The sequence below is a fragment of the Lysinibacillus sp. RC79 genome, assembly GCF_041262405.1.
GTDB lineage: Bacteria > Bacillota > Bacilli > Bacillales_A > Planococcaceae > Lysinibacillus.
The window spans coordinates 71,887-94,062 of sequence record NZ_JBGCCD010000004.1; the positions used below are offsets into that span (position 1 = coordinate 71,887).

Sequence of the window (22,176 nt, forward strand, 5' to 3'; positions counted from 1 at the left end):
AAAAAACAGTGGTTTTCCACTGTTTTTATGATTTACGAAACTTTTTACAAACAAAAACGTATATATTACTATCCGGCGCATATACGAACAATGCGCACAGTTTTTCCCAAAATATATCTATTGATTATCTGTAAAAAATGGATTAAGATATATTTTGTTTCAGTAACAAATTGTTAAAAATTATTATTTTTTTGTAAGAAAGTAGGGAGGATGTTAGGGATGAAATCAATAAAGTGGCCTAAACATTCATTTATGATACTAGCAATTGTAGCAACTTGGATAAAAACGGTCATTGTTTATCACACAAGCTTTGAGATGAAAATCGAAAATGCGATGCAACAATTTATTTTGTTTATTAATCCATTAAGCTTCGTGCTATTTGCTTATGGTATATCGTTATTCTTTAAATCGCCAAAAGTTAAAAGTCGTTATATAATAACTATCAGTGTTATTTTGTCGATTGTCTTATATGGGAATGTGGCGTTCTATCGTTTCTACAACGACTTTATTACGTTACCGGTATTATTCCAAACAAGTAACTTTGGTGATTTAGGAACTTCAGTAGCAGCGATTGTTAGCCCTTGGGATTTATTATATTTCGTTGATGTACTTATTCTAATTTTAGCTAATAAATATTTACCTAAAATGAAAGATGCAGTAAAAGTCAACGTGGAATTCCGTCGCGCTTACTTCGTATTAGCGATTGCTGTGTCGTTCTTAAACTTAGGATTAGCTGAAACAGAGCGTCCACAATTGTTAACACGTAGCTTTGACCGTGAATTACTTGTGAAAAACATTGGTACTTATAACTACCATTTATATGACATTTATATTCAATCAAAATCTTCTGCTCAACGTGCATTAGCGGATGGCAGTGAATTAGTAGAAGTGAACAACTATATTCGTTCTAATCAAGCAGCAATCAACCCTCAAATGTTTGGTAAATACAAGGGTCGTAATTTGATTCTTGTTTCGATGGAGTCTTTACAAAACTTTGTGATTAATAATCAAATGGATGGTCATGAAATTACACCATTCTTAAACTCTTTAACAAAAGATAAAGATACGTATTATTTCAGTAACTTCTATCACCAAACTGGATTAGGAAAAACTTCTGACTCAGAGTTTATTACAGAAAACTCATTGTTCGGCTTAGGTCGAGGTGCGGTATTCTTCACGCACGGTGGAAATACGTATAACTCAATGGCTGAGCGCCTTGGCGATAATGGCTACTTTACAAATGTCATGCACCCGAATAATAAATCATTCTGGAATCGTGACATGATGTATCAATCATTACACATTAACAAATTCTATGACATAGATTCATATAAGATTGGCGAAGGGCAAGCTGTTAACTGGGGCATGAAAGATGTCCCATTCGTAGAGCAATCTGCAGCATTAATGAAAGATATGCCACAGCCATTCTATTCGCGACTAATTACTTTAACGAACCACTATCCATTCACATTGGACCCAGAAGATGTAATGATTCCTGAATATACTTCAAACTCAGGTACATTAAATCGTTATTTCCAAACAGTTCGTTATATGGATGAAGCTCTTAAAGACTTCTTCCAAAGTTTAAAAGATCAAGGTGTATATGATAACTCTATTATTGTAATGTATGGTGACCATTATGGTATTTCAGAAAACCATAACAAAGCGATGGCTCAATATTTAGGAAAAGAAAGCATTACACCATTTGATAATGCACTGCTACAAGAAGTACCATTATTCATCCATATCCCTGGATCAGGTGATGGTAAAGAAATGACAGAGGTTGCTGGACAAATGGATTTACGTCCAACAATTTTACACCTTCTTGGCGTTGAAACTTCAAAAGATATGCAACTTGGTGCAGACCTATTCTCACCAGAGCATGAAGATTTCGTTGTTTTCCGTGACGGTCGTTTTGTAACAGATAAATATGTATATGCTGGTGAAGCTTGCTATGACAAAGCAACTGGTGAAGAAATTGATGGTGAGCCATGTCAGCCATACGCTGATCGAGCTACGAAAGAACTAGAAAATTCTGATGCCATCATTAACGGTGATTTACTCCGCTTCTATGATCCAAAGACAGGTAACTTGAAGCAAGGGACAGCTAAGTAACAAAAAAGAGATCTCACGTTAGTGAGATCTCTTTTTTGCACTACTGGGGGTGAGGCACGATGTTCAATCTTCATTTTCCGATTTTTAGCAGAAGTTACGAGCTATCCCCTCATGATGGATACCCGAACAAATAGTGTAAAAACTCCTTTTAACACTTCAATAAGGGCGTATTGAAAATTTTTATGTATAATATCAAATTGAAATTTTAAACGCTCGAAAAGCCAAATAAACAGCTTAAAGGAAAGTGGATATTATCATTTTTAGAAGGGTATAAATATAAAAACGACAGAAAAAGAGCAGTCTCGTAATGGAGACCGCTCTTTTTTCTGTCTGAATTTTAGTGTAATTTTGGTGGGTATCCGCTATTAATTACAGTCATAATTACGAACCAACCGAATACTACAGCACTTAATAAGTTGAAACCGATGCTTAAAAGGTTCTTTTCTTTAAGTGCTTGGAATGTACCAACTACTGCTAAAATTGCAACTAGACCAAAAATTACCATTAATAAGTTCATTAGAAATTGATACTCCTTTCGACATCAGAAAATGAATGTCGTAAACAATATTCCTCCTTAATTGTAAACGTTCTACCTGTTTTTGTCGAGAACTAATATAGCTTAAACTATGAACATTTATCGTCAAATTGTGGCAAAGGTTGTATAATTGTAATTGAGGTGATAACAATGATGAACGTACGAAGTTATTCACTTGGACCTGTCCAAACGAATTGTTATATCGTATCGAATAAAAATAAGGAATGCTTAATATTTGATCCTGGAGAAGAAGAAGATCGAATCATCAAGGCAATCCGCAGTAACAATCTAAAACCACTAGCCATTTTTTTAACACATGCACATTTCGACCATATCGGCGCAGTGGATGCTGTCCGCGAGACATTTAATGTTCCAGTATGGATTCATGAAAAAGAAGTGAGCTGGTTAGGAGATCCAACAAAAAATGGCTCTAGTAAATACGCAGCATTACCAGATTATATTGTCGATGCCCCAGCTGAAGAAAATATTATTAAAGTAGAACAGCTATTTGAAATAAGCGATTTTTGTTTTAAAGCTATTTTTACGCCAGGGCATTCACCGGGTAGTATATCATATATATTTGAAAATGATGGCTTCGCTATTGTTGGTGATACACTTTTTGAGCAAGGTGTTGGTCGTACAGATTTACTAGGAGGCTCAACAAAAATATTACTTGCATCCATTCATGATAAGCTATTGACTCTACCTGAAGATACTATTATCTACCCTGGTCATGGGAATTATACAACAGTTGGTGCAGAAATGGAGACAAATCCTTTTTTAAATGGTTTCTAAGGTTAGCTGATAGAGACGATAGTTAAAAAATGGCTCATCACCATAGCGTGGGTTGATTTCCGTTCCGGCTGGGCGCTTTGTTGTTGCTGTCGCTACGCTTTCGCACAGATAAAACAATTGCTGACGCTTCGCTTTCGCACAGAGCAAAGCTTCCTGGGGGCGTCCGATGAGCCGCTTCGCTTTGCTGCAGGGTCTCGGGCCAACACGATGTTGGTCACGAAGGCGTTATCACAGGACGTGATGCTTTTAGCCTTCGTTCCTCTATTGCTGATCCCCAAGGAGTCGCCCAACCTCCACTCCAATCAACTTACAGTGATTCGTGTTTAATAAATTAAAGCCTAAATTAACTTCATAAAATGAAAAAATCCCTCTAGCATTTCGTAGGATAGATAGAATCTAACCTATTTAATGCAAAGGGGGATTTTACTATGCTTTCATAAATGATCATCTATAATTTCTGCATCTGATGAATAAATTTACATAAAAAAAGCATGTCTCACATTTAATGAGACACGCGTTTTTCTCTGTATTAATGACCGCCACCAGGTACGTGAATGAATGTTGTATAGTACGTGAAGCCAGCAAAGAACACAGTTAAATATGCTCCGAAAATGTACATGTACATACGTTCTGAAAGGTTTAAGAAGCCTAATAATAAGAATAAACCTGTATTACCTACGAATAATAGCGATACTTCGTTCATACCACCAAGGTAGAACATAACTGCAAAAATACCTGTCCAGAATGCCATAACTTTATACATATTATCCATGAAGATTTCCCCTCCTTTTGCCCACGACACAATAATCTCTTACTCATTATAAATGATATGAAAGGTATCTGTAAACTGGAACTTCTTCTTCTTTGTGACAAACAATTGATTTTTAAAAATTAGCTATCGATTTCTGTCACGTTTATTTCATATTTACATAAATCGCAATTATGTATCATGCTATCGATTTGTATTAACTCATTGCTCGAATATAACGCATCTACCTGTCCCTTTAAATAGGATTCATGTAAAGAACAAACAATTTCTGAATGTGTAGTAAGCTGCTCCTGGAATGGACAATTAAAAATGGAGAAATTCACACTTTTACCATGCTCTGTTTGTTGTACTTGCGGAATATAGCCAATTAATGCTGCATTGTCAGTTAATAGCTGAAGCTTCTGTTCGAAGGAAAGGGTATTATTTAATTGTAACTCGGCATTTACATAATTCTTCATTTGCTGATAACCGTCTCGGTAGCTAATGTCCTGACATCTTTCTAATGCAGACGGTCCAAATTCTTCAATTAATTGGATTGTCCATTTTAATAGTCGATCTTCATCACGTCTCGGGAACGTTAATGATACACCTTTATCTGAGGCCTTATAAACACGACCAGGTCTACCACCTTTCCCAGTTTTGGCAAAATCAGCTGTTATTATATTGATTTCTGAGAGCTTTGTTAAGTGTAAACGTGCAACGTTTGGATGGATGCCGAATTTATCAGCGATATTTTGGACCGTTACAGTTTTCTTCTCCTGTAGTATGTACTCATAAATAGAGTATCTAGTTTCATCGGCTAATGTACTAGTAATTTTTAATGGATGGATCATTTTCTTCACCTCTATGTAATTTTTTTTGAATATTATTTTTTCTACCAAGTGTAGGAAAAAAATCATGTTGTTTCTATTATATTGCATTATTGAAAAAGATACAGTTCCTTTAGTCATAAATATTAACTTTTTCATAGGATTATGTTCAAATTTAGTGGAAATTTGCAAGTTATCCACAATTTTATAGCAAAAAACATGTTTGATAGGAAATTTTATAGCAAATTTTTATTTTAAGAAAAGGGCTTTTCTCGTGACAAGTTTCTATCTATACTAGGAAATAACGAATAGAGCGGTCATATTCGAATGAACCAGAAGAGGGGTGCGAATATGCAGAATTTTGAAACAGTTGTTGAACAAAAATGTGAGCAACTTTTACTAAAAGCCTATCATTTCGGTGCATCAGATTTATTATTAGTTCCAGAGAGTATACGATATCGTATTTATTTTCGAAAATATGATAAGTTACTCCAAGCAGGTGAATTACCAAACGATCTTGCGGAACGAATGATTTCTTTTTTTAAATTTTTATCGGCATTAGATATTAGTGAGCGTCGCAAACCCCAAAGCGGCTCCTTCCAAAAAGCTATGGAACAAGATCAATATGCCTTTCGTGTTTCTACACTTCCCTCGGTATTTTTAAAAGAAAGCCTAATTATCCGATTGCTTCTACAAAATCATGCATTCCCACTTACTTCCTTATCTTATTCCAAGTATGCAGCAGACTTGTTAATGGAACTAGTGAAACATCAACAAGGGCTTTTATGTTTCACAGGTGCAACAGGTTCTGGTAAGTCAACATCCTTATATTCCCTAATTCATTACTGTTCGACAGAGCTAAATCGGCATGTCATTTCATTGGAGGATCCTGTAGAAAATAATCAAGCAAACCTTTTACAGATTCAGGTAAACGAACGAGCTGGCGTTACATATGCTACAGGCATAAAGGCTATTTTACGCCACTCACCTGACGTCATTATGATTGGTGAAATACGTGATAAAGAGACTGCAAAAGTCGCAATCGAGGCTTCGTTAACAGGTCATTTAGTGGTAACGACCATTCATGCTAAGGATTCGATAAACTGCCTTTATCGATTTATAGACTTAGGTGTTTCAATAGAAGAACTTCGTCAAACTGTGGTAGGAATTGTTGCTCAAACACTTTTCCAATCACCAATAGTCCAGGAGGAACGCCGTGCATTGTTTGAAATATTAAGCGATGTTCATCTTCAAATGGCCATCAAAGCAATTATGCAAAAAACTAGCTATGAGCTACCACAGGATTTAACGCTTGCAGGTCAAAAAGAATTGATAGAGAGTCAGAACTATGCGAATACGAAAGTTTATTGAAAGAATTCGATTAAATTACATGAAGGCAACAAAATGGCGAGTAAGAGAACAAGCTCGTTTTTTTAGTCGATTAAGCGTGTTAATGCACGAAGGTTATTTATTCCCACAGGCTATTTCAATTCTATTACCTCATCATATTGAAGCGCATGAAGAAATACAAAAGCTAATCAATGAAAAGCTGAGGCAAGGAGTTGGTGTCTTAGGGATTTTTGAAGCATTGCAACTTCCAAAGCAGCATTTAGTCGCCATTACAGTTGCAGAAAACAATGGGGATATGATTGAGACGTTAAAAGGTGTGGCAAAGCAAATGGCTTTAAGTGAAACGACGAAGAAAAAATTAATGAAGCTACTCTTATATCCAATAGTACTCATTTTATTTTTGTTGCTGTTGTTTTTAGTGTTTCGCACCATATTCTTTCCTAATATAGAAAAAATGGTAACAAGTCGAACTGTCGGCACAGAGGAGACAAGCATCGCTTTATCAAAAGTATTGTTGCATTTTCCTGATGCTTTAATAGTCGCAGGTATAGTAGGGATATGTAGTATTTTGATTTTTCACTTTTATCTCAAACGACGTCCGATTGCTCGCCAGTTAAACATTATCCTAAACACACCATTGATTCGCATTTATATACGAATGTCTTTGACGAGACAATTTGCTGCATATTTAGGAAGTCTACTACAAAGTGGATTTTCTTTACAGGCAAGTCTACAAATCTTAGAGGAGCAGCGACTTCAACCGTTTCTACAGTATCTGGCACGATGCATAAAGGAGCGTGTTGTTTTTGGTGATACACTGACACAAGCTGTTAATTTGATGACAGTTTGGCAGAAGGATTTTTCGATATTTGTTGAACATGGAGAGCAAAGCGGCTATTTAGGAAAAGAGCTAGTACTATACAGCGAATTATTGACAGAAAGGCAAGAGCAACTATTGCATAAGATCCTTGCATTTGTGCAGCCAACCTTCTTTATCATTATTGCTATGTGCATCGTTGCCGCATATGTAAGTTTATTATTACCAATATATCACATGATTGAACTAGTATAGGAGGATCATAATGAAACGGATAAAGAAGCAAGCAGGTTTTACATTGATTGAAATGCTAATTGTCCTTTTGATTATTTCGGTATTAATTTTAATTACAATTCCAAATGTTACGAAACATTTTGCTACCGTCGATGAGAAGGGCTGTAAAGCGTATGTTTCTATGGTGCAGGGGCAGGTAGAGGCTTATCGAGTAGATTTTATGGTTTATCCAACAATTGAAGATTTGGTAGCAAAAGGCTATTTGAAGAAGAATGAAACGACCTGTCCTAATAAAGAAGAGATTATGATAACTAATGACGGTGAGGTACGATTGGCGAAGACCTCTTCCGATACTGGTTCAGGTAGCTGATGGATGTTATAAAAAGTGAGCATGGCTATACGTTTGTTGAAATGCTAATCGTATTGTTTATCGTTATGACTTTATCAGCGATTGTCGTAAAGTATTCGTTAAAAGCGGAGGAAACGAGGGAGCTTGAGCGATTTTTTACACAAATTCAATTGGATATCCAATATATCCAAACTTATAGTATGCACCAAAGGGAATATATCTCGATGAAGTTTGAGAGCTCATCAAAGAGATACATCATTAAAAAGGATATTTTTACAGAATTATATGAACGACCTTTTCCGAAAGGGGTTGAGTTCATGCCTGCTTCGAGTTCGATTTACACGATTATATACAACTTCAATGGAAACGTCATGACCCCAGGGACTATTTATTTTAAAACGCCTCAAGGCATTAAGAAGGTTGTGATTACGTTAGGACGAGGGAGATCGAGAGTTGAATGAATCTGGTTATTCATTTGTAGAAACGATTTTATCAGTAGTCATTGTCATGTTATTATGCACGGCATTAATACCAATTAGCTACACGATGAAAACGACTCTTTATAACAAGAAATTAGAAGTTATCGCAGCGGAAACTGCCTATGAAGGTTTAAAGCATTTTCGCTATTTACAGCAAACGGAAGGTACTAAAACAATTGAAAATGTAGATTTTCAGTGGTCTATGAATGGACAAGGGATATGTGTAAGCTTTCAAAATACGCGAGAATTACGTAAAAAATGTATACAACTGACAGGTGAAGTCGATGAATGAACGAGGCTATACATTATTAGAAGCGTTGTTTCAATTAGTTGTTTTTGTGCTTATTGCGCATCTTGTTGTGTTCATTATGCTTTGGTTTGCAGAAATGAAAATAACGGTACTATCTAATGAACAATCAAAGTGGGAGCTTTTTGTTTATGATTTGAATATGTATTTACATGATATTTCATCATTTACGATTCGACAAGATCAAAAGAGAATTACCTTCCAAGCAGCAGATACCATTCATCATATTGATTGTTATAGCAATATTATTCGTGATCAAGTGAATGGTGGTCATGTACCAATGCTAATTGGTATTAATAAATGCCAGTTCCAATATGAAAAAGATATGTTAACATTAACTGTTGAATTTTCGAGTGGTATCAAAAAGGAGCGAACTTTCTATGTTCCAGTTATTGAAAAATGACAGAGGGGCTATTTTTTTAATCGCAATTGCATTATTATTTTTTGTAACTACTTTTGTTCTTACGTATTGTACGTCTTATGAGATTCAGTTTCGAACATATGATGGCCTTGAAAAGCTGAATGTTCGAGCTACGATAAATTTATTAGGACAAATTTTGTCAGACAGTGTAGAATCGTAGTTATAAGAAGGTGATTCGAATGCGAAAAATATATTTAGTGGGCTTTATGGGCTGCGGGAAAAGTGCGTTAGGAAGGCGTTTAAGTTATTTGTTAAAGATGCCATATTATGATATGGATCATGAGATTGTTAGGCAGCAGGGTATGACAATTCCACAGATATTTGAAAAATACGGAGAAGCACGTTTTCGAGAAATAGAAACAGAATTTTTGAAAAAATTCCGAGACGAAGCTTGTATTATTTCAACTGGTGGTGGAGTTGCAATTAATACTGAAAATCGAAAAATAATGAGACGCAGTGGACTCGTGTTTTTTTTAGATGCGACATTCGAAGATATATATATACGAATACAGCATGATCCGAACAGACCGATTGTACAGAGTTCAACGAAAGAGGAGCTAGAGAAGCTGTATCATTACAGAAGAAAGTTCTATCGTGAGGCAGGACATATACAAGTGTTAACAGAGGGGCGGACGATCCGCCAAATTCTTGAGTATTTAGTATTCCAAGTTAAAAGACTAAAAGGCGAACTATCATGAATTAAAACTAATGTAATGTTCGTGTTTTAATATAAATTAAAAAATGTTTGCCTTTTCAATACAATTAATGTTAGGATATAGACAAATAAGTAACTTAATGTTCATTGAATACTAAATAGTACCAAGATGAATCTTGGGCGGATGATTGTACGGGGAGAGCACGTATAGACGTCACCGAAGGAGCAAGTAGCAAAATGTTATGAATCTCTCAGGTAAAAGGACTCGTACAAGACGCAACTCTGGAGAGAGCTGTAGTATAACAGCCACCAAAGGGGAAAGCCGGCTGATTGGCATTGTAGTAATGCGAGCTAGTCTGGTGTAACTTTCAGGTATAAGGACAGAGAATCCCGAAAAGGGGTTCGTCTGTCTTTTTTTATGTCTAAATGTTTTGCTTGTTAGTTCCTTATTTGAATGAACAAACAGGGGAAGCATGATTGTACTAATAAAAAGCAGACGAACTACTACCAGTAAAAAATGTAACTAACAATAAGGGGGCAAAAATAATGACGAATGAATTAAAGCGTACACCTCTATTTGAAGAATATGCAAAGTATGGTGGTAAAACAATCGACTTCGGTGGATGGGAATTACCAGTGCAATTCTCTTCTATTAAAGAAGAGCATGATGCTGTACGTAATCGTGCTGGCTTATTTGATGTATCACATATGGGGGAAGTTTTAGTAACTGGACCTGACTCTCTAGATTTTTTACAAAATCTTTTGACAAATGATATTTCAAAAATTGCCGTAGGTCAAGCGCAATATAATGCAATGTGCTATGAAGATGGTGGCGTTGTCGATGACTTATTAACGTATAAATTAGCCGACAATCATTATTTATTGTGCGTCAACGCGGCAAATATTGAAAAAGATTATGATTGGATGATGGAAAATCAACATCAATATGATGTGACTATCGACAATCAATCAGATGCTTATGCACAAATTGCCCTTCAAGGCCCATTAGCAGAAGAGGTTCTTCAAACATTAACAGACACTGATTTAAAAATGATTAAATACTTCCGATTCCAAGCAGACGTTGAAGTTGCTGGTCATAAAGCATTAGTATCTCGTAGCGGTTACACAGGAGAAGATGGTTTTGAATTATATGGCTCTCCAGAAGATATTAAAGCATTATGGAATGAAATTTTAGAGGCTGGAAAAGACAAAGGTGTTGTTCCAGCGGGTTTAGGTTGCCGTGATACACTTCGCTTTGAAGCAGGTCTTCCATTATACGGGCAAGAGCTATCAGCGACAATTTCACCTCTTGAGGCAGGTATTGGTTTTGCTGTAAAATTAAATAAAGAGGATTTTAATGGTCATGATGCATTAGTGGCACAAAAAGAAAATGGACTGTCACGTAAAATTGTAGGCATTGAAATGATCGATAAAGGAATTCCTCGTCATGGCTATAAAGTGTTTAAGGATGGTAAGGAAATCGGTGAAGTGACAACAGGTACACAGCTTCCTTCCTCTAAACGTAATGTTGGTCACGCATTAATTGACAGTCAATTCACAACTATCGGAATTGAATTGGAAATCGAAATTCGTGGAAAGCACTTAAAGGTAGTAACAGTTGAAACACCGTTTTACAAGCGTTCAAAATAATAGTTGAAAAGAGGGACCTACATTTATGAAACATCGTTATTTACCTATGACGGAGCAAGATAAACAAGAAATGTTAGACGTAATTGGCGTATCCTCAGTTGATGAGTTATTTGGGGATATTCCAGAAAAAGTACGTTTTAAAGGCCTATATGATATTAAAGAAGCAAAATCTGAATCAGCTTTATTAAAAGAATTAACGGCACTTGCTGGGAAAAATAAAGATACAAATGCTAACGTATCGTTTTTAGGTGCAGGCGTATACAACCACTATAAACCAATTATCGTGGACCACGTTATTTCTCGTTCAGAGTTTTACACAGCGTATACTCCATATCAACCAGAAATTTCACAAGGGGAATTACAAGCAATTTTTGAATTCCAAACGATGATTGCAGAGCTTACAGGTATGGATCTTGCAAACTCTTCTATGTATGATGGAGGAACAGCATTAGCTGAAGCAGGTATGCTTGCAGCTGGACATACACGCCGTAAGAAAATTTTAGTATCTGAAACGGTTCATCCTGAGTATCGCGATGTCGTTGCTACATATGCATACGGTCAATCCATTGAAATTGTTACTGTTCCACATAAAGATGGTGTGACAGATGTAGAAACTTTAAAAGAACTAATTGATGACAATACGGCAGCTGTTATTACACAGTATCCTAACTTCTTTGGTCAAATAGAGGACTTACAAGTAATTGGCGATATTGCACATGAAGCAAAAAGTTTATTTGTCGTATCTTCAAACCCACTTTCACTAGGGGTTTTAACACCACCTGGTAAGCTAGGTGCTGATATTTGTGTAGGGGACGCACAGGTGTTCGGTATTTCTGAAGCATTCGGTGGTCCTCACTGTGGTTTCTTTGCAGTAACGACGAAGCTAATGCGTAAAGTTCCAGGTCGTCTTGTTGGTGAAACAGTAGACGGTGAAGGTCGTCGTGGTTATGTTTTAACATTACAAGCGCGTGAACAGCATATCCGTCGTGATAAAGCAACATCTAATATTTGTTCGAATCAAGCGCTTCTTGCACTTGCTGCTTCTGTGGCAATGACTGCTCTAGGTAAGCAAGGCGTTCGTGAAATGGCTATGCAAAATATCGCGAAAACTCGCTATGCTAAAAATGCCTTTGAAGCGGCAGGCTTCACAGTAGCATTCCAAGGTGCACACTTTAACGAGATCGTTGTGAAGACAAATAAATGTGTGAAAGAAATTAATAAAGGCTTAATTGATAAAGGGATCATCGGTGGTTATCCTTTAGGTCAAACATATGACTCTCTTAAAAATCATGTGCTAATCGCAGTAACAGAATTACGCACGAAGGAAGAAATTGATGCACTTGTTGCAGAAATGGGGGCTCTTAATGCATAACGAAAATCAATCACTCATTTTTGAAATTTCCAAAGAAGGTCGCGTAGGCTACAGCTTAGAAGCACTTGATGTACCAGAGGTTGATCTTGCAGATTTACTGCCTGCAAACTTAGTACGTGCGGAAGAAGCGGAGTTACCAGAGGTATCTGAGCTTGATATAATGCGTCATTATACAGCACTTTCTCGTCGAAACCACGGTGTAGACTCTGGCTTCTACCCTCTTGGTTCTTGTACGATGAAATATAATCCTAAAATTAACGAGGCTGTTGCACGAATTTCTGGTTTTGCAAATGTTCACCCATTACAGGATGAATCAACAGTTCAAGGCGCAATGGAGCTTCTTTACGATCTACAAACTTCATTAGTTGAAATTACAGGTATGGATGAAGTGACATTACAACCAGCGGCAGGTGCTCATGGTGAATGGACAGCATTAATGATGATTCGTGCCTTCCATGAAGCAAACGGTGAAGGTCATCGTAATAAAGTTATCGTTCCTGACTCTGCTCACGGTACTAACCCAGCATCGGCAACTGTTGCAGGCTTTGAAACTATCACTGTTAAATCAGATGAAAATGGTTTAGTAGATATTGAAGATTTGCGCAATGTAGTTGGTTCTGATACAGCTGCATTAATGCTAACAAATCCAAATACACTTGGTCTATTTGAAGAAAATATTATCGAAATGGCAGAGCTTATTCACTCTGTTGGCGGTAAAGTATACTATGACGGTGCAAACTTAAACGCGGTTATGAGTAAAGCACGTCCTGGTGATATGGGTTTTGACTGCGTACACTTAAATTTACACAAAACATTTACAGGTCCTCACGGTGGCGGTGGCCCAGGTTCAGGTCCGGTAGGTGTAAAAGCAGATTTAATTCCATTCCTTCCAAAACCAGTTTTAGTAAGAACAGAGGAAGGAACATATCACTTCGATTACGACCGTCCACAATCAATCGGACGTGTTAAACCTTACTATGGTAACTTTGGAATTAACGTACGTGCATACACTTATATCCGTACAATGGGTCCAGATGGCTTAAAAGCTGTAACAGAATACGCTGTACTAAACGCAAACTATATGATGCGTCGCTTAGAGTCATTCTACGATCTACCATATAACCGTCATTGTAAACATGAATTTGTATTATCAGGTCGTCGTCAAAAGAAACTTGGCGTTCGTACTTTAGATATCGCAAAACGTCTGTTAGACTTTGGCTACCATCCACCAACAACTTACTTCCCATTAAATGTGGAAGAGGCGTTAATGATCGAGCCAACAGAAACAGAATCTAAAGAAACATTAGATGCATTCTGCGATATAATGATCCAAATTGCAAAAGAAGCAGAAGAAAATCCATCAATCGTACAAGAAGCACCACATACAACAGTCGTAACTCGCTTAGACGAAACACGCGCTGCTCGTACACCTGTGCTTCGCTATCAAAAAGCATAATTAACTGCCATAAGGCGTCCAATGAGTATTTTAGTACTTGTTGGACTCCTTTTTTATTCCTTTTTTGATAGGCATTTAAATGAAAAAGAGTTGGATCAATGAGGCAGAGCTTAGAATAGAACTCACGAATAATGGATAAAAGAGGCAGTGTATCTGATAGAACCAGCAGAGTGACGGAAATAAGAGCTAAAGTGATAGATAGAACTAGCAAAGTGACGGATTGAAATGTCAAAATGAAGCGAGCTTCCGACGAGATTAACGCTAAGGTGCAAGCATGGAAGGCCAAATGGCAAAAAGAGCTAGAAAATCATTAGGGTAAAACTTAGAAAAGAAAGCTAAGAGGGGCTGTCAACTGACGGCCCCTTAGTTCATTTTATCGAGAAGAATCCTAAGTTTATCGATTAATATTATGAGTTATCGATTAACATTTTGAATTTATCGAGAATTTTAGATGAATTACCAATAAATTCATCTTATTTTACACTATGTCGTATCTAAAGTACTTTAACAAAGAGAATTGTTGCCTATCAAGATTTTTTTGACTCAGTGAATCTATTTCATCAATTGTAAAAATAGTTAAGTTAAGAGATGTACTTACTTTAGGTGATTATTGGTAGATCTTGCGTGCGTTGTCACATGATGCTAATGATGATAGCTTCTGATTACGTTAGATGTTAGGGACGATATAAGGTGGTAGTGGAACATCTTAAAAAAGTATTTGACAAAACCTTTTCGAATAACTAGACTAACTTTAGTGATAATGATTATCATTATCGTTGTTTTATGATTACCTTGGAAAGTGAGGTCACGTATTTTTACAAGCTAAATCGATTGGAACGGAAACTATACTTTTTAATATAGAAGCATTTGTATTCTACAATCGATTTTCATATTGATGCATTCTTGGCAGGAACTCACGTACCAATAAGCCAATGTGCATTACATAGAACATTATTAAAAGGAGATTTGACAATGAAAAAATGGTTATTACCGATGATGATGGTGGTCATACTAGTGCTAGCAGCGTGTGGCAATAAGGAAGACATTTTGAAGAAAGATGATGAGGGTACAAAAGAAGCTTCTTCAGCGGAAACGATTACCTATCAATCAGAAACAGGCCCGATCGAAGTACCAGCTCATCCAAAGCGTGTAGTAGTGTTATCCTCATATGCTGGGGATTTGTTGCAGCTTGGAGTTAATGTTGTGGGTGTTGATGCATGGGAGGCGAATAATCCAAACTTCCATGATGGCCTTAAAAATGCGAAAGTAGTTGAAAATACGGATATTGAAAAAATTATTGAACTTGATCCAGATTTAATTATTGGGTTAAATAATATTGAAAATGGAGACAAATTAGCTGAAATCGCACCAACTGTACTGTTTACATACGGTAAAGTGGATTATTTACAGCAATTTATCGAAATTGGAAAAGTTGTTAATAAAGAAAAAGAAGCAACAAAATGGGCAGAGGATTTTAAAGCACGTGCTTCAGAAGTAGGTAAGAAAATTAAAGAAAAAATCGGTGAGGATGCCACAGTTACTGTTGCAGAAAGTTTTGATAAACAATTATATGTTTTTGGAGATAACTGGGCCCGTGGAACAGAAATTTTATATCAAGAAATGGGCTTGAAAATGCCAGAAAAAGTGAAGGAAGTGGCCTTAGAGCCAGGCTATTTTGCAATTTCACAAGAAGTATTAGGCGAATATGCTGGTGACTATATCATTTTAAGTGTACCAGAAGACCAAGATTCTTCATTTACAAATACAGCATGGTTTAAAGATATAAAAGCTGTAAAGAATGGTCATTTATATGAAGTGAATGCGAACACATTTTACTTTAATGATGCAAAAACATTAGAATACCAGTTAGATTTTTTTGAAAAGAAATTCTTACAATAACCCATACAGCAAAGATAATATCTTCCTAATAAGTCTATTTTTTATTATTAATAAGAAGTGAACAGAAAAAGAGCAAGTATATACTTGCTCTTTTTTAGAAGCAATATGTTAAATCTGGAACCGACTTTCATGTTTATTTGAAAATTTGTGAATAGGTAGTCTACAAATCAAGCGAATTTCCGTTATGTTAAATAATCAAATATTATTTTTTGATACCTAAATAAGTGAATGACCTCCAAACATATTCTAATGGCCCGAAGCGGAATTTGGATAACCATAGCTTACTAATAATTATTTGGAACACAAAAATGACAATTGCAATGATGATAGCTGACGTTAAGTGGAGTTTTCCGTATACGCCAAATGCAAATGGTCCAAATAAAAATGTACAAATGATAGATTGGCCGATATAGTTTGTGAATGCCATTCTTCCAGGGAACGCTAACCACTGTAAAACTTTCTTCCCTTTCACCGTGTGATAAATAAAGATCAAGCTAATGGCATAAAAGATTGTTAGGAGTGGTGAGCTAATATATTGAACAGCTGAAAATTTTTCTAAAAGGAAAGGTAAGATCCAGCACAATGTTCCACCAAAAATCAACGTTAGTAACCACGTAATGAAAAAGCCTTTTCGATATTCTTCAAAACGGTGAATCCATTTTTTCTTCGCAACAGCTGCTCCGAATAAGAACATTAGTAAGTACGGAAGATTTGTAAATAAATAAAGTATAGGGTTGCCTAGAGAAAGAACATATAATCCATTACGCATTGTATAATAAGTTCTTTCCATAAAATTAGCATTCATTAATTCTTGAATACTTCCATTTTGATGGGCATCTATCGTAAATTGCATAAGCTGACTACTTTCCTCTGACATTGTCATTGACATCATTGTAGAATCGGAGGATAGAGTTCCTAACGTAAATAATCCAAAAAGTAAGCTATATAAAGTTATGCTAATGATTAACATAGCATTGGGTTTTAACTTATGCATGAAAAGGAGTAATAACCCCAAGATTGCATAGTCTGTTAAAATATCTCCGAACCAAATGAAATAAGCATGGATACAACCAAAAATAAATAACGCAATAAGTCGTCTAAAATAAATTCCCCAAAAGTTTAGTTGCTTTGCGGCTGCTCTTTCCTGCATAATGACCATTCCAAAACCGAACAGCATGGAAAAGAGCATAACAAATTTCCCATCGACAAACATTGAAAGAATAGTATGAACTGTATAATCTGCTTGATTCCAAAAAGAAGTCCATTCATTTTTAAAACTTAGATCTTCCTGCATATAGGCCGGATAAAGGAACCAAACAATATTTGCTAATATGATTCCTAATAATGCGAACCCCCTTAATACATCGAGTGTTTCAATCCGCTCTTTTGCAGATATGGGTGAAAGCTTTTGCTTCATATAATCATCCTTTTCATTGTTATTTTGTTCTTTCAACGAGTACCTACTGCTGAAAAAACTTTGTTAATGAAACTTTAAATTATAATTATCAGGATTTTATAAGGGGAGTTAAGGAATTTGTGTTTGTTAAATATTTCCAATGAATTTATAAACGGTAGAAATTTAAATAGTGATATGACGAAGTATTGCGAAAATTGGTACACTTTGTGAAAAATACTACATAATCTATTATTTTTTAGCAATTTATAGAAAATATTGTTGATTAAAAGTAAAGTGATAGTATAATGAAGTTGTAATTACATTTATGGTTATTAATCCCTTGTAAAATAATTGGTATCGTATTTTGATGAAATAATAGATGTAATTACAAAAACTAATGAAATGAGGAGATTTTATGATTAACATGATTCAATTTTTAGAGCAAAATCCGTCGATGGTAACTTTGTTAAAAGAAAAAAAAGCTTCTCTGGTTGGTGTTACTGAGCTTGAGCAGAAGGCAATCTTAGATTCGTTTGATGACGAGCAACGTTTAGAAAACGGACTTTGGTTTTGAAATTTTTAAAAAATAATTGGTTTGGGCTTACTATAAGTATCTATTTGTTATTAGGCATTTATTTGCTATATGTTACTTATAGTACGCCTTTTTTAGGTATTAAATTAAAGGAAGAAAATGGACAATGGTTGATAGTTGATCCTTATTATAAGGAGTGGGCAACGAAACAGCATATTGCAAATGGGGATATTGTATTAGAGATTGACGGTATCCAAATTGATAAACTTTCTAATATAAAGTATACTCCTGTAATTCGAGGAGCTAATGATTTAGCAATATTGAAAACTAACGGAGATATTATCCGAGTACAAATAAAACCTTTAGACATTCCTGAACAAATTCTTTTTGTTCTAGTAGTCCCGGCTTGTTATTATTTTTTAAGTTTAATAATTGCATGTTACTTATATTATAAGCAAAGAAATACTGAATTAATAAATTTACTCATTCTTTTTCTACTAATTGTCTCATTAGCATATGTTAGTATAGGAGCTTCAGGAAGATTAAATACTATAGGAACAATTGTGAATCGTAGTAGTATGCTACTTTGCTTAGTAATTTTAATTCATTTTTTAAAAAAATATTTTTTATTTTTGAATTTAAAATGGTTTTTTATTAACAATATTAATGCTTTTTATATATTACCTTTAATTACGTTTTTTATGAGTATTTTCAGTAGTGTTTATCCATTCACATATCCATTATTCTCAAATATAGTCCTGTGGATGTTTTTCATTTTATTAATTATTATTCTTGGTGTCTTAGGGATAAGTTACTATAGATTTAAAACACCACAATTAAAAATCTTATTGAGTAGTATCATCATCCCGTTTCTACCATTTCTTTTTCTATATACATTTCCAGAAGTCATCTTTCATAAAAAATTACTCTCAGCGGATGTATGCTCCTCATTCTTAGTGCTCATACCTTATAGTTTTATATTTACACAGCTCACTGAACGTATATTTGACATGGAATACTTTATTACCCGTTTACGCCATTATTTTAATTTTTCATTTGTTTTTACAATCTGGCTGTTAATGGGTCTTTATTGGCTTACTGATTTGTCTATTTCAAGAATGGCGGAATTATTCTTTTTTGCCTTCTTATCATTAATAGCGCTTTTCTACATTAAAGAGAAAATAGACTACAGTAAGCGGAAAATTCTTTTTTCAACAAAAGGGGATTATATCCATCGTTTGTATACGACAGTTGATAGTATTGGTAGGGTCGTGAAGATTGAAGACTTGCTTGATAAATTTGTTCAAGAAATTGCTTTACACCTTGAGATTAAACATGTTTATGTATTAACCTACGATTTGCAAACACATCAAGTTACTTCCACGAGCACATCAAAAGAATATACTCAAAATCAAATTAACGAAATATTACTTGAGAATCTCCGCTTGGGGGATATAAAGAAAACGGAGCATTTTTATATTGCTTTTATTCATCAAGATGTAAATTATAAAAGAATATTAGTTGTAGACCATAATAAATCTATTTATCTAAAGGATGAGGAGTTATTATGGCTTGAATTATTGCTTTTATATGTAAATAATTTTATAGAAAATACGAAAATGGTGGAAGATCTATTAGAACAGTTAAAGCATATGAAAGAGGCTGATAAAAGTCAGCTACCATGGCTCAATAAGCTTCTTTGGCTACGATTTGAACAAGAAAAATATCAATTAGCTCAAGAGCTTCATGATACGGTTTTACAAGAGCAGCTACATATTGCTCGAGAAATGGATGTATTTATTCATGCGAAGAAGACAACGGATATTCATGTGAACCTTACTAAGATTCATGATCATATGATTGCATCATTGAATGATTTAAGAGGCTACTGTGAAAATTTAAAGCCACCATTATTAGATACATTGGGATTAAATGCTGCACTTGAGAAACTTATTCAAAAAGTACATAAGCGTGCTGATTTTGTTTTAATATACACAATTGATCGTTTATATTTAGAGGATGAGCGTTTAAACTTGATGATTTATAGGCTTTTCCAAGAGTTGTTAAACAATGCTTTAAAACATTCGTATGCCAACACTGTCGAAATGCATCTGTTAGAAACAGAAGAGGGCTTTGAAATTATTTATTCTGATGATGGTGTAGGATGTAAAATGGATGAAATCATTCTTGCTGATTCAATGGGCATCAGGGGAATGCAAGATAGGGTACAGGCCTTTAATGGTCAGTTTTCTATCAACACCAATGTAGGAGAAGGAATGTCCATTCGAATTAAAGTAAATGAAGGGGATCATACCCATGCCTATGACTACGACTACGATACTTATCATAGAAGGCCAACTCATAGTAGAGGATAATAGATGAATAGAAAGAAAGACATGAACCATTTTCACACCTCCCAATCTATACACGTACTGTGCAGAATACACAGTACGTGTATAGATTGGGGGGTTTTGCTTTGAAGTATATTTATATGGAAAGGAGTTAATATCTATATGGAAATAGAAGAAATGATCCTACACTAGACATCGCATCAAAATGAATTAAGGTGAAGCGTCTCTACAAAATAATTTCAAGAAATGCGGATTTGGTCACTCATCAAGTAAGGAAAATCTATCAATCTAAAGAATGATTAATCATTCTAGTAAGGAGAAACTCACATGCTATTAGAAGAACGGTTAAATAATTGGGTAGATTCTTATAATCGAAATGGTTATTTGAATGGTACTATATTAATTTCATCGAATGAGAATATTCTTTTAAATAGAGGATTTGGTATGGCGAACTGGGAGCATAGCGTTCCAAATGTACCAACAACTAAATTTCGTATAGGGTCACTCACGAAAGCATTTACAGCGATGGCTATATTTCAATTGCACGAAGAGCAAAAATTGAATATAGACGATTACGTAGGACAATATCTATATGATTATCCGAATGGTCAACACATAACAATATTTCATTGTTTAACTAATAGTTCCGGAATATCTAATTATACAAATGCCCCTGATTTTTGGTTTCGTACAATGAGACTGCCATCAACATTAGATCAGCTCATTGATTCCTTTAAAGAAAAGGAATTAGAGTTTGAACCTGGTAGTAAATTTGGCTATTCAAATTCAGCGTACGCGTTGTTAACGGCCATTATAGAAAAAGTTTCAGACATGTCTTATACAGATTACATACAGCAGCGTATATGCCATCCTTTAGGTATGTATCATACAGGCAGTGATGATGGAATAAAGGTGGTTCCGGGTTTAGCATCTGGCTATTCATTTTGGGAAGAACCAATTCATTCAGCGTATGCAGATATGTCATTTCCATTAGGTTCCTACGGTTTATATTCAACAACAGAAAACCTATTTATTTGGGATCAGGCATTAAAATCCTCCAAAATCCTTCGCAAGGAATTAACAGAGAAAATGTTGACTCCAAATCTTGGATCCTACGCGTGTGGCTGGCTGGTCTCTGAAGTAATGGGGAAAAAATGTGTGCATCATTTTGGAGATATTAGCGGTTATTCAAGTGATTTCCTTAGATTTGTTGATGAACAAGTTACGATTATCTTTTTAAGCAATATTAGCGTTACACCTGTCATGCATTTAAGTAGAGAGATTGCAAAAATCGTTTTTGATAAAAATGTATCTTCACCAGCACCTGCAGTTCCGATCGCATTCACAATGAAAGAATCTATCGTGGGGCAATATGTAATAGAAAATGAAGACAAAGTACTTACTCTTTCTATTAATAATGAAGAACTTTATCTAACAGTCCCTAAGATGTATGGAGCGTTATATAAATTTAAACTTATACCATTTAGTCATAACTCTACGACAACAGCTTTTTTAACCGAGATGATTTATGAACGATTGATATTTTTTTATTCATTATCAGGCGAAATTGAGCGTGTGCAATACGTTGATTGTTATGATAAAACGCATATTCTGCATAAGCAATAAGTTTAGAAGGAGCAACAATATTATTTTTGAGTGTACAAATCTAAGAAAGAGAGACATCCCTTAAGAAGGTCATGATATATTTTAAATACTGATAAGTCTAAAGTAGTGTTTTTGAAAAAAGATACTACTTTTTTTAGTGAAATTATCATAAAAATTTAGTAATTATTTAAATATTATTATACCATATTTTATATAGATTAGGGTGTCATTGCTAGTAGGTGGAAAGTGTTGCTATAATGTATAGCATATACATATTACG

Annotated in this window: 21 protein-coding genes and 1 riboswitch; of the genes, 17 read left to right on the top strand and 4 right to left on the bottom strand. The window is 35.1% G+C overall.

What is annotated here, in order from left to right:
• Positions 1 to 219: 219 nt before the first annotated feature.
• Positions 220 to 2,115, top strand: coding sequence for an LTA synthase family protein (locus ABH968_RS05300; protein WP_370042985.1), 1,896 nt, complete (start codon positions 220 to 222; stop codon positions 2,113 to 2,115).
• A gap of 337 nt (positions 2,116 to 2,452) precedes the next feature.
• Here the strand turns inward: ABH968_RS05300 and ABH968_RS05305 are convergent, their stop codons facing one another.
• The gene (locus tag ABH968_RS05305; protein WP_370042986.1) at positions 2,453 to 2,632 is read right to left on the bottom strand and encodes a DUF2759 domain-containing protein; all 180 of its coding nucleotides are present in this window, start codon (positions 2,630 to 2,632) and stop codon (positions 2,453 to 2,455) included.
• A gap of 168 nt (positions 2,633 to 2,800) precedes the next feature.
• On the opposite strand from ABH968_RS05305, the gene ABH968_RS05310 reads away from it, so the two are divergent.
• Entirely contained in the window at positions 2,801 to 3,445 is a 645-nt protein-coding gene (locus ABH968_RS05310; RefSeq protein ID WP_370042987.1) for an MBL fold metallo-hydrolase, read from the top strand.
• A gap of 529 nt (positions 3,446 to 3,974) precedes the next feature.
• Here the strand turns inward: ABH968_RS05310 and ABH968_RS05315 are convergent.
• Positions 3,975 to 4,217 (bottom strand): DUF2626 family protein, encoded by a 243-nt coding sequence (locus ABH968_RS05315; RefSeq protein ID WP_024361272.1) that lies wholly within the window; start codon positions 4,215 to 4,217, stop codon positions 3,975 to 3,977.
• A 119-nt stretch (positions 4,218 to 4,336) separates the two neighbouring features.
• Entirely contained in the window at positions 4,337 to 5,047 is a 711-nt protein-coding gene (locus ABH968_RS05320; RefSeq protein ID WP_370042988.1) for a helix-turn-helix transcriptional regulator, read from the bottom strand.
• 327 nt (positions 5,048 to 5,374) lie between these two features.
• On the opposite strand from ABH968_RS05320, the gene comGA reads away from it, so the two are divergent.
• The 12 genes from comGA to ABH968_RS05380 all read left to right on the top strand — a co-directional run bounded on the left by comGA (position 5,375) and on the right by ABH968_RS05380 (position 16,012).
• Positions 5,375 to 6,394 (top strand): competence type IV pilus ATPase ComGA, encoded by a 1,020-nt coding sequence (gene comGA / locus ABH968_RS05325; protein WP_370042989.1) that lies wholly within the window; start codon positions 5,375 to 5,377, stop codon positions 6,392 to 6,394.
• Positions 6,372 to 7,445 carry a competence type IV pilus assembly protein ComGB gene (gene comGB / locus ABH968_RS05330; protein ID WP_370042990.1) on the top strand — a complete coding sequence of 358 codons (1,074 nt, stop codon included), beginning with the start codon at positions 6,372 to 6,374 and terminating at the stop codon, positions 7,443 to 7,445. Before comGA ends, comGB begins: the two co-directional genes overlap by 23 nt.
• Before the next feature lie 10 nt (positions 7,446 to 7,455).
• On the top strand, positions 7,456 to 7,794 hold the full coding sequence (gene comGC, locus ABH968_RS05335) for a competence type IV pilus major pilin ComGC (protein WP_370042991.1): 339 nt from the start codon (positions 7,456 to 7,458) through the stop codon (positions 7,792 to 7,794).
• Positions 7,794 to 8,234: a competence type IV pilus minor pilin ComGD gene (gene comGD, locus ABH968_RS05340; protein WP_370042992.1), complete on the top strand. Its 441-nt coding sequence runs from the start codon at positions 7,794 to 7,796 to the stop codon at positions 8,232 to 8,234. The genes comGC and comGD overlap by 1 nt, the downstream gene beginning before the upstream one ends.
• The gene (locus ABH968_RS05345) at positions 8,227 to 8,544 is read left to right on the top strand and encodes a hypothetical protein (RefSeq protein ID WP_370042993.1); all 318 of its coding nucleotides are present in this window, start codon (positions 8,227 to 8,229) and stop codon (positions 8,542 to 8,544) included. Before comGD ends, ABH968_RS05345 begins: the two co-directional genes overlap by 8 nt.
• A complete protein-coding gene (gene comGF / locus ABH968_RS05350; RefSeq protein ID WP_370042994.1) occupies positions 8,537 to 8,962 on the top strand; it encodes a competence type IV pilus minor pilin ComGF in 426 nt (141 codons plus the stop codon). The genes ABH968_RS05345 and comGF overlap by 8 nt, the downstream gene beginning before the upstream one ends.
• Complete coding sequence (locus ABH968_RS05355; protein WP_370042995.1) at positions 8,940 to 9,140, top strand: hypothetical protein; 201 nt, start codon at positions 8,940 to 8,942, stop codon at positions 9,138 to 9,140. Before comGF ends, ABH968_RS05355 begins: the two co-directional genes overlap by 23 nt.
• 19 nt (positions 9,141 to 9,159) lie before the next feature.
• Positions 9,160 to 9,678, top strand: a complete 519-nt coding sequence (locus ABH968_RS05360) for a shikimate kinase (RefSeq protein ID WP_370042996.1) — start codon at positions 9,160 to 9,162, stop codon at positions 9,676 to 9,678.
• A 141-nt stretch (positions 9,679 to 9,819) separates the two neighbouring features.
• A riboswitch (glycine riboswitch) is annotated at positions 9,820 to 9,912 on the top strand.
• Between the two features lie 269 nt (positions 9,913 to 10,181).
• Positions 10,182 to 11,285 carry a glycine cleavage system aminomethyltransferase GcvT gene (gene gcvT / locus ABH968_RS05365; protein ID WP_370042997.1) on the top strand — a complete coding sequence of 368 codons (1,104 nt, stop codon included), beginning with the start codon at positions 10,182 to 10,184 and terminating at the stop codon, positions 11,283 to 11,285.
• 25 nt (positions 11,286 to 11,310) lie between these two features.
• Positions 11,311 to 12,657, top strand: a complete 1,347-nt coding sequence (gcvPA, locus tag ABH968_RS05370) for an aminomethyl-transferring glycine dehydrogenase subunit GcvPA (protein ID WP_370042998.1) — start codon at positions 11,311 to 11,313, stop codon at positions 12,655 to 12,657.
• Positions 12,650 to 14,113, top strand: coding sequence for an aminomethyl-transferring glycine dehydrogenase subunit GcvPB (gcvPB, locus tag ABH968_RS05375; protein ID WP_370042999.1), 1,464 nt, complete (start codon positions 12,650 to 12,652; stop codon positions 14,111 to 14,113). Before gcvPA ends, gcvPB begins: the two co-directional genes overlap by 8 nt.
• A gap of 972 nt (positions 14,114 to 15,085) precedes the next feature.
• Positions 15,086 to 16,012, top strand: coding sequence for an iron-hydroxamate ABC transporter substrate-binding protein (locus tag ABH968_RS05380; RefSeq protein WP_370043000.1), 927 nt, complete (start codon positions 15,086 to 15,088; stop codon positions 16,010 to 16,012).
• Positions 16,013 to 16,214: 202 nt separating this feature from the next.
• On the opposite strand, the gene ABH968_RS05385 is transcribed toward ABH968_RS05380, so the two are convergent.
• Positions 16,215 to 17,465 carry a DUF418 domain-containing protein gene (locus ABH968_RS05385; protein WP_370043001.1) on the bottom strand — a complete coding sequence of 417 codons (1,251 nt, stop codon included), beginning with the start codon at positions 17,463 to 17,465 and terminating at the stop codon, positions 16,215 to 16,217.
• 358 nt (positions 17,466 to 17,823) lie between these two features.
• Here ABH968_RS05385 and comX point away from each other — a divergent pair, with 358 nt between their 5' ends.
• From comX to ABH968_RS05400, 3 genes are all read left to right on the top strand, one after another.
• A complete protein-coding gene (gene comX / locus ABH968_RS05390) occupies positions 17,824 to 17,982 on the top strand; it encodes a competence pheromone ComX (RefSeq protein WP_370043002.1) in 159 nt (52 codons plus the stop codon).
• Positions 17,979 to 20,315, top strand: a complete 2,337-nt coding sequence (locus tag ABH968_RS05395) for an ATP-binding protein (protein WP_370043003.1) — start codon at positions 17,979 to 17,981, stop codon at positions 20,313 to 20,315. Before comX ends, ABH968_RS05395 begins: the two co-directional genes overlap by 4 nt.
• 303 nt (positions 20,316 to 20,618) lie before the next feature.
• Positions 20,619 to 21,917, top strand: a complete 1,299-nt coding sequence (locus ABH968_RS05400; RefSeq protein ID WP_370043004.1) for a serine hydrolase domain-containing protein — start codon at positions 20,619 to 20,621, stop codon at positions 21,915 to 21,917.
• The last annotated feature ends 259 nt before the right edge of the window (positions 21,918 to 22,176 follow it).

Coding starts and splice junctions, on each gene's coding strand:
- gcvPB (WP_370042999.1), top strand. CDS start 12,650: ATGCATAACGAAAATCAATCACTCATTTTTGAAATTTCCAAAGAAGGT.
- comX (WP_370043002.1), top strand. CDS start 17,824: ATGATTAACATGATTCAATTTTTAGAGCAAAATCCGTCGATGGTAACT.
- comGB (WP_370042990.1), top strand. CDS start 6,372: ATGCGAATACGAAAGTTTATTGAAAGAATTCGATTAAATTACATGAAG.
- ABH968_RS05380 (WP_370043000.1), top strand. CDS start 15,086: ATGAAAAAATGGTTATTACCGATGATGATGGTGGTCATACTAGTGCTA.
- gcvPA (WP_370042998.1), top strand. CDS start 11,311: ATGAAACATCGTTATTTACCTATGACGGAGCAAGATAAACAAGAAATG.
- comGC (WP_370042991.1), top strand. CDS start 7,456: ATGAAACGGATAAAGAAGCAAGCAGGTTTTACATTGATTGAAATGCTA.
- ABH968_RS05300 (WP_370042985.1), top strand. CDS start 220: ATGAAATCAATAAAGTGGCCTAAACATTCATTTATGATACTAGCAATT.
- ABH968_RS05355 (WP_370042995.1), top strand. CDS start 8,940: ATGTTCCAGTTATTGAAAAATGACAGAGGGGCTATTTTTTTAATCGCA.
- ABH968_RS05360 (WP_370042996.1), top strand. CDS start 9,160: ATGCGAAAAATATATTTAGTGGGCTTTATGGGCTGCGGGAAAAGTGCG.
- ABH968_RS05320 (WP_370042988.1), bottom strand. CDS start 5,047: ATGATCCATCCATTAAAAATTACTAGTACATTAGCCGATGAAACTAGA.
- comGF (WP_370042994.1), top strand. CDS start 8,537: ATGAATGAACGAGGCTATACATTATTAGAAGCGTTGTTTCAATTAGTT.
- gcvT (WP_370042997.1), top strand. CDS start 10,182: ATGACGAATGAATTAAAGCGTACACCTCTATTTGAAGAATATGCAAAG.
- ABH968_RS05400 (WP_370043004.1), top strand. CDS start 20,619: ATGCTATTAGAAGAACGGTTAAATAATTGGGTAGATTCTTATAATCGA.
- ABH968_RS05305 (WP_370042986.1), bottom strand. CDS start 2,632: ATGAACTTATTAATGGTAATTTTTGGTCTAGTTGCAATTTTAGCAGTA.
- comGD (WP_370042992.1), top strand. CDS start 7,794: ATGGATGTTATAAAAAGTGAGCATGGCTATACGTTTGTTGAAATGCTA.
- ABH968_RS05310 (WP_370042987.1), top strand. CDS start 2,801: ATGATGAACGTACGAAGTTATTCACTTGGACCTGTCCAAACGAATTGT.
- comGA (WP_370042989.1), top strand. CDS start 5,375: ATGCAGAATTTTGAAACAGTTGTTGAACAAAAATGTGAGCAACTTTTA.
- ABH968_RS05315 (WP_024361272.1), bottom strand. CDS start 4,217: ATGGATAATATGTATAAAGTTATGGCATTCTGGACAGGTATTTTTGCA.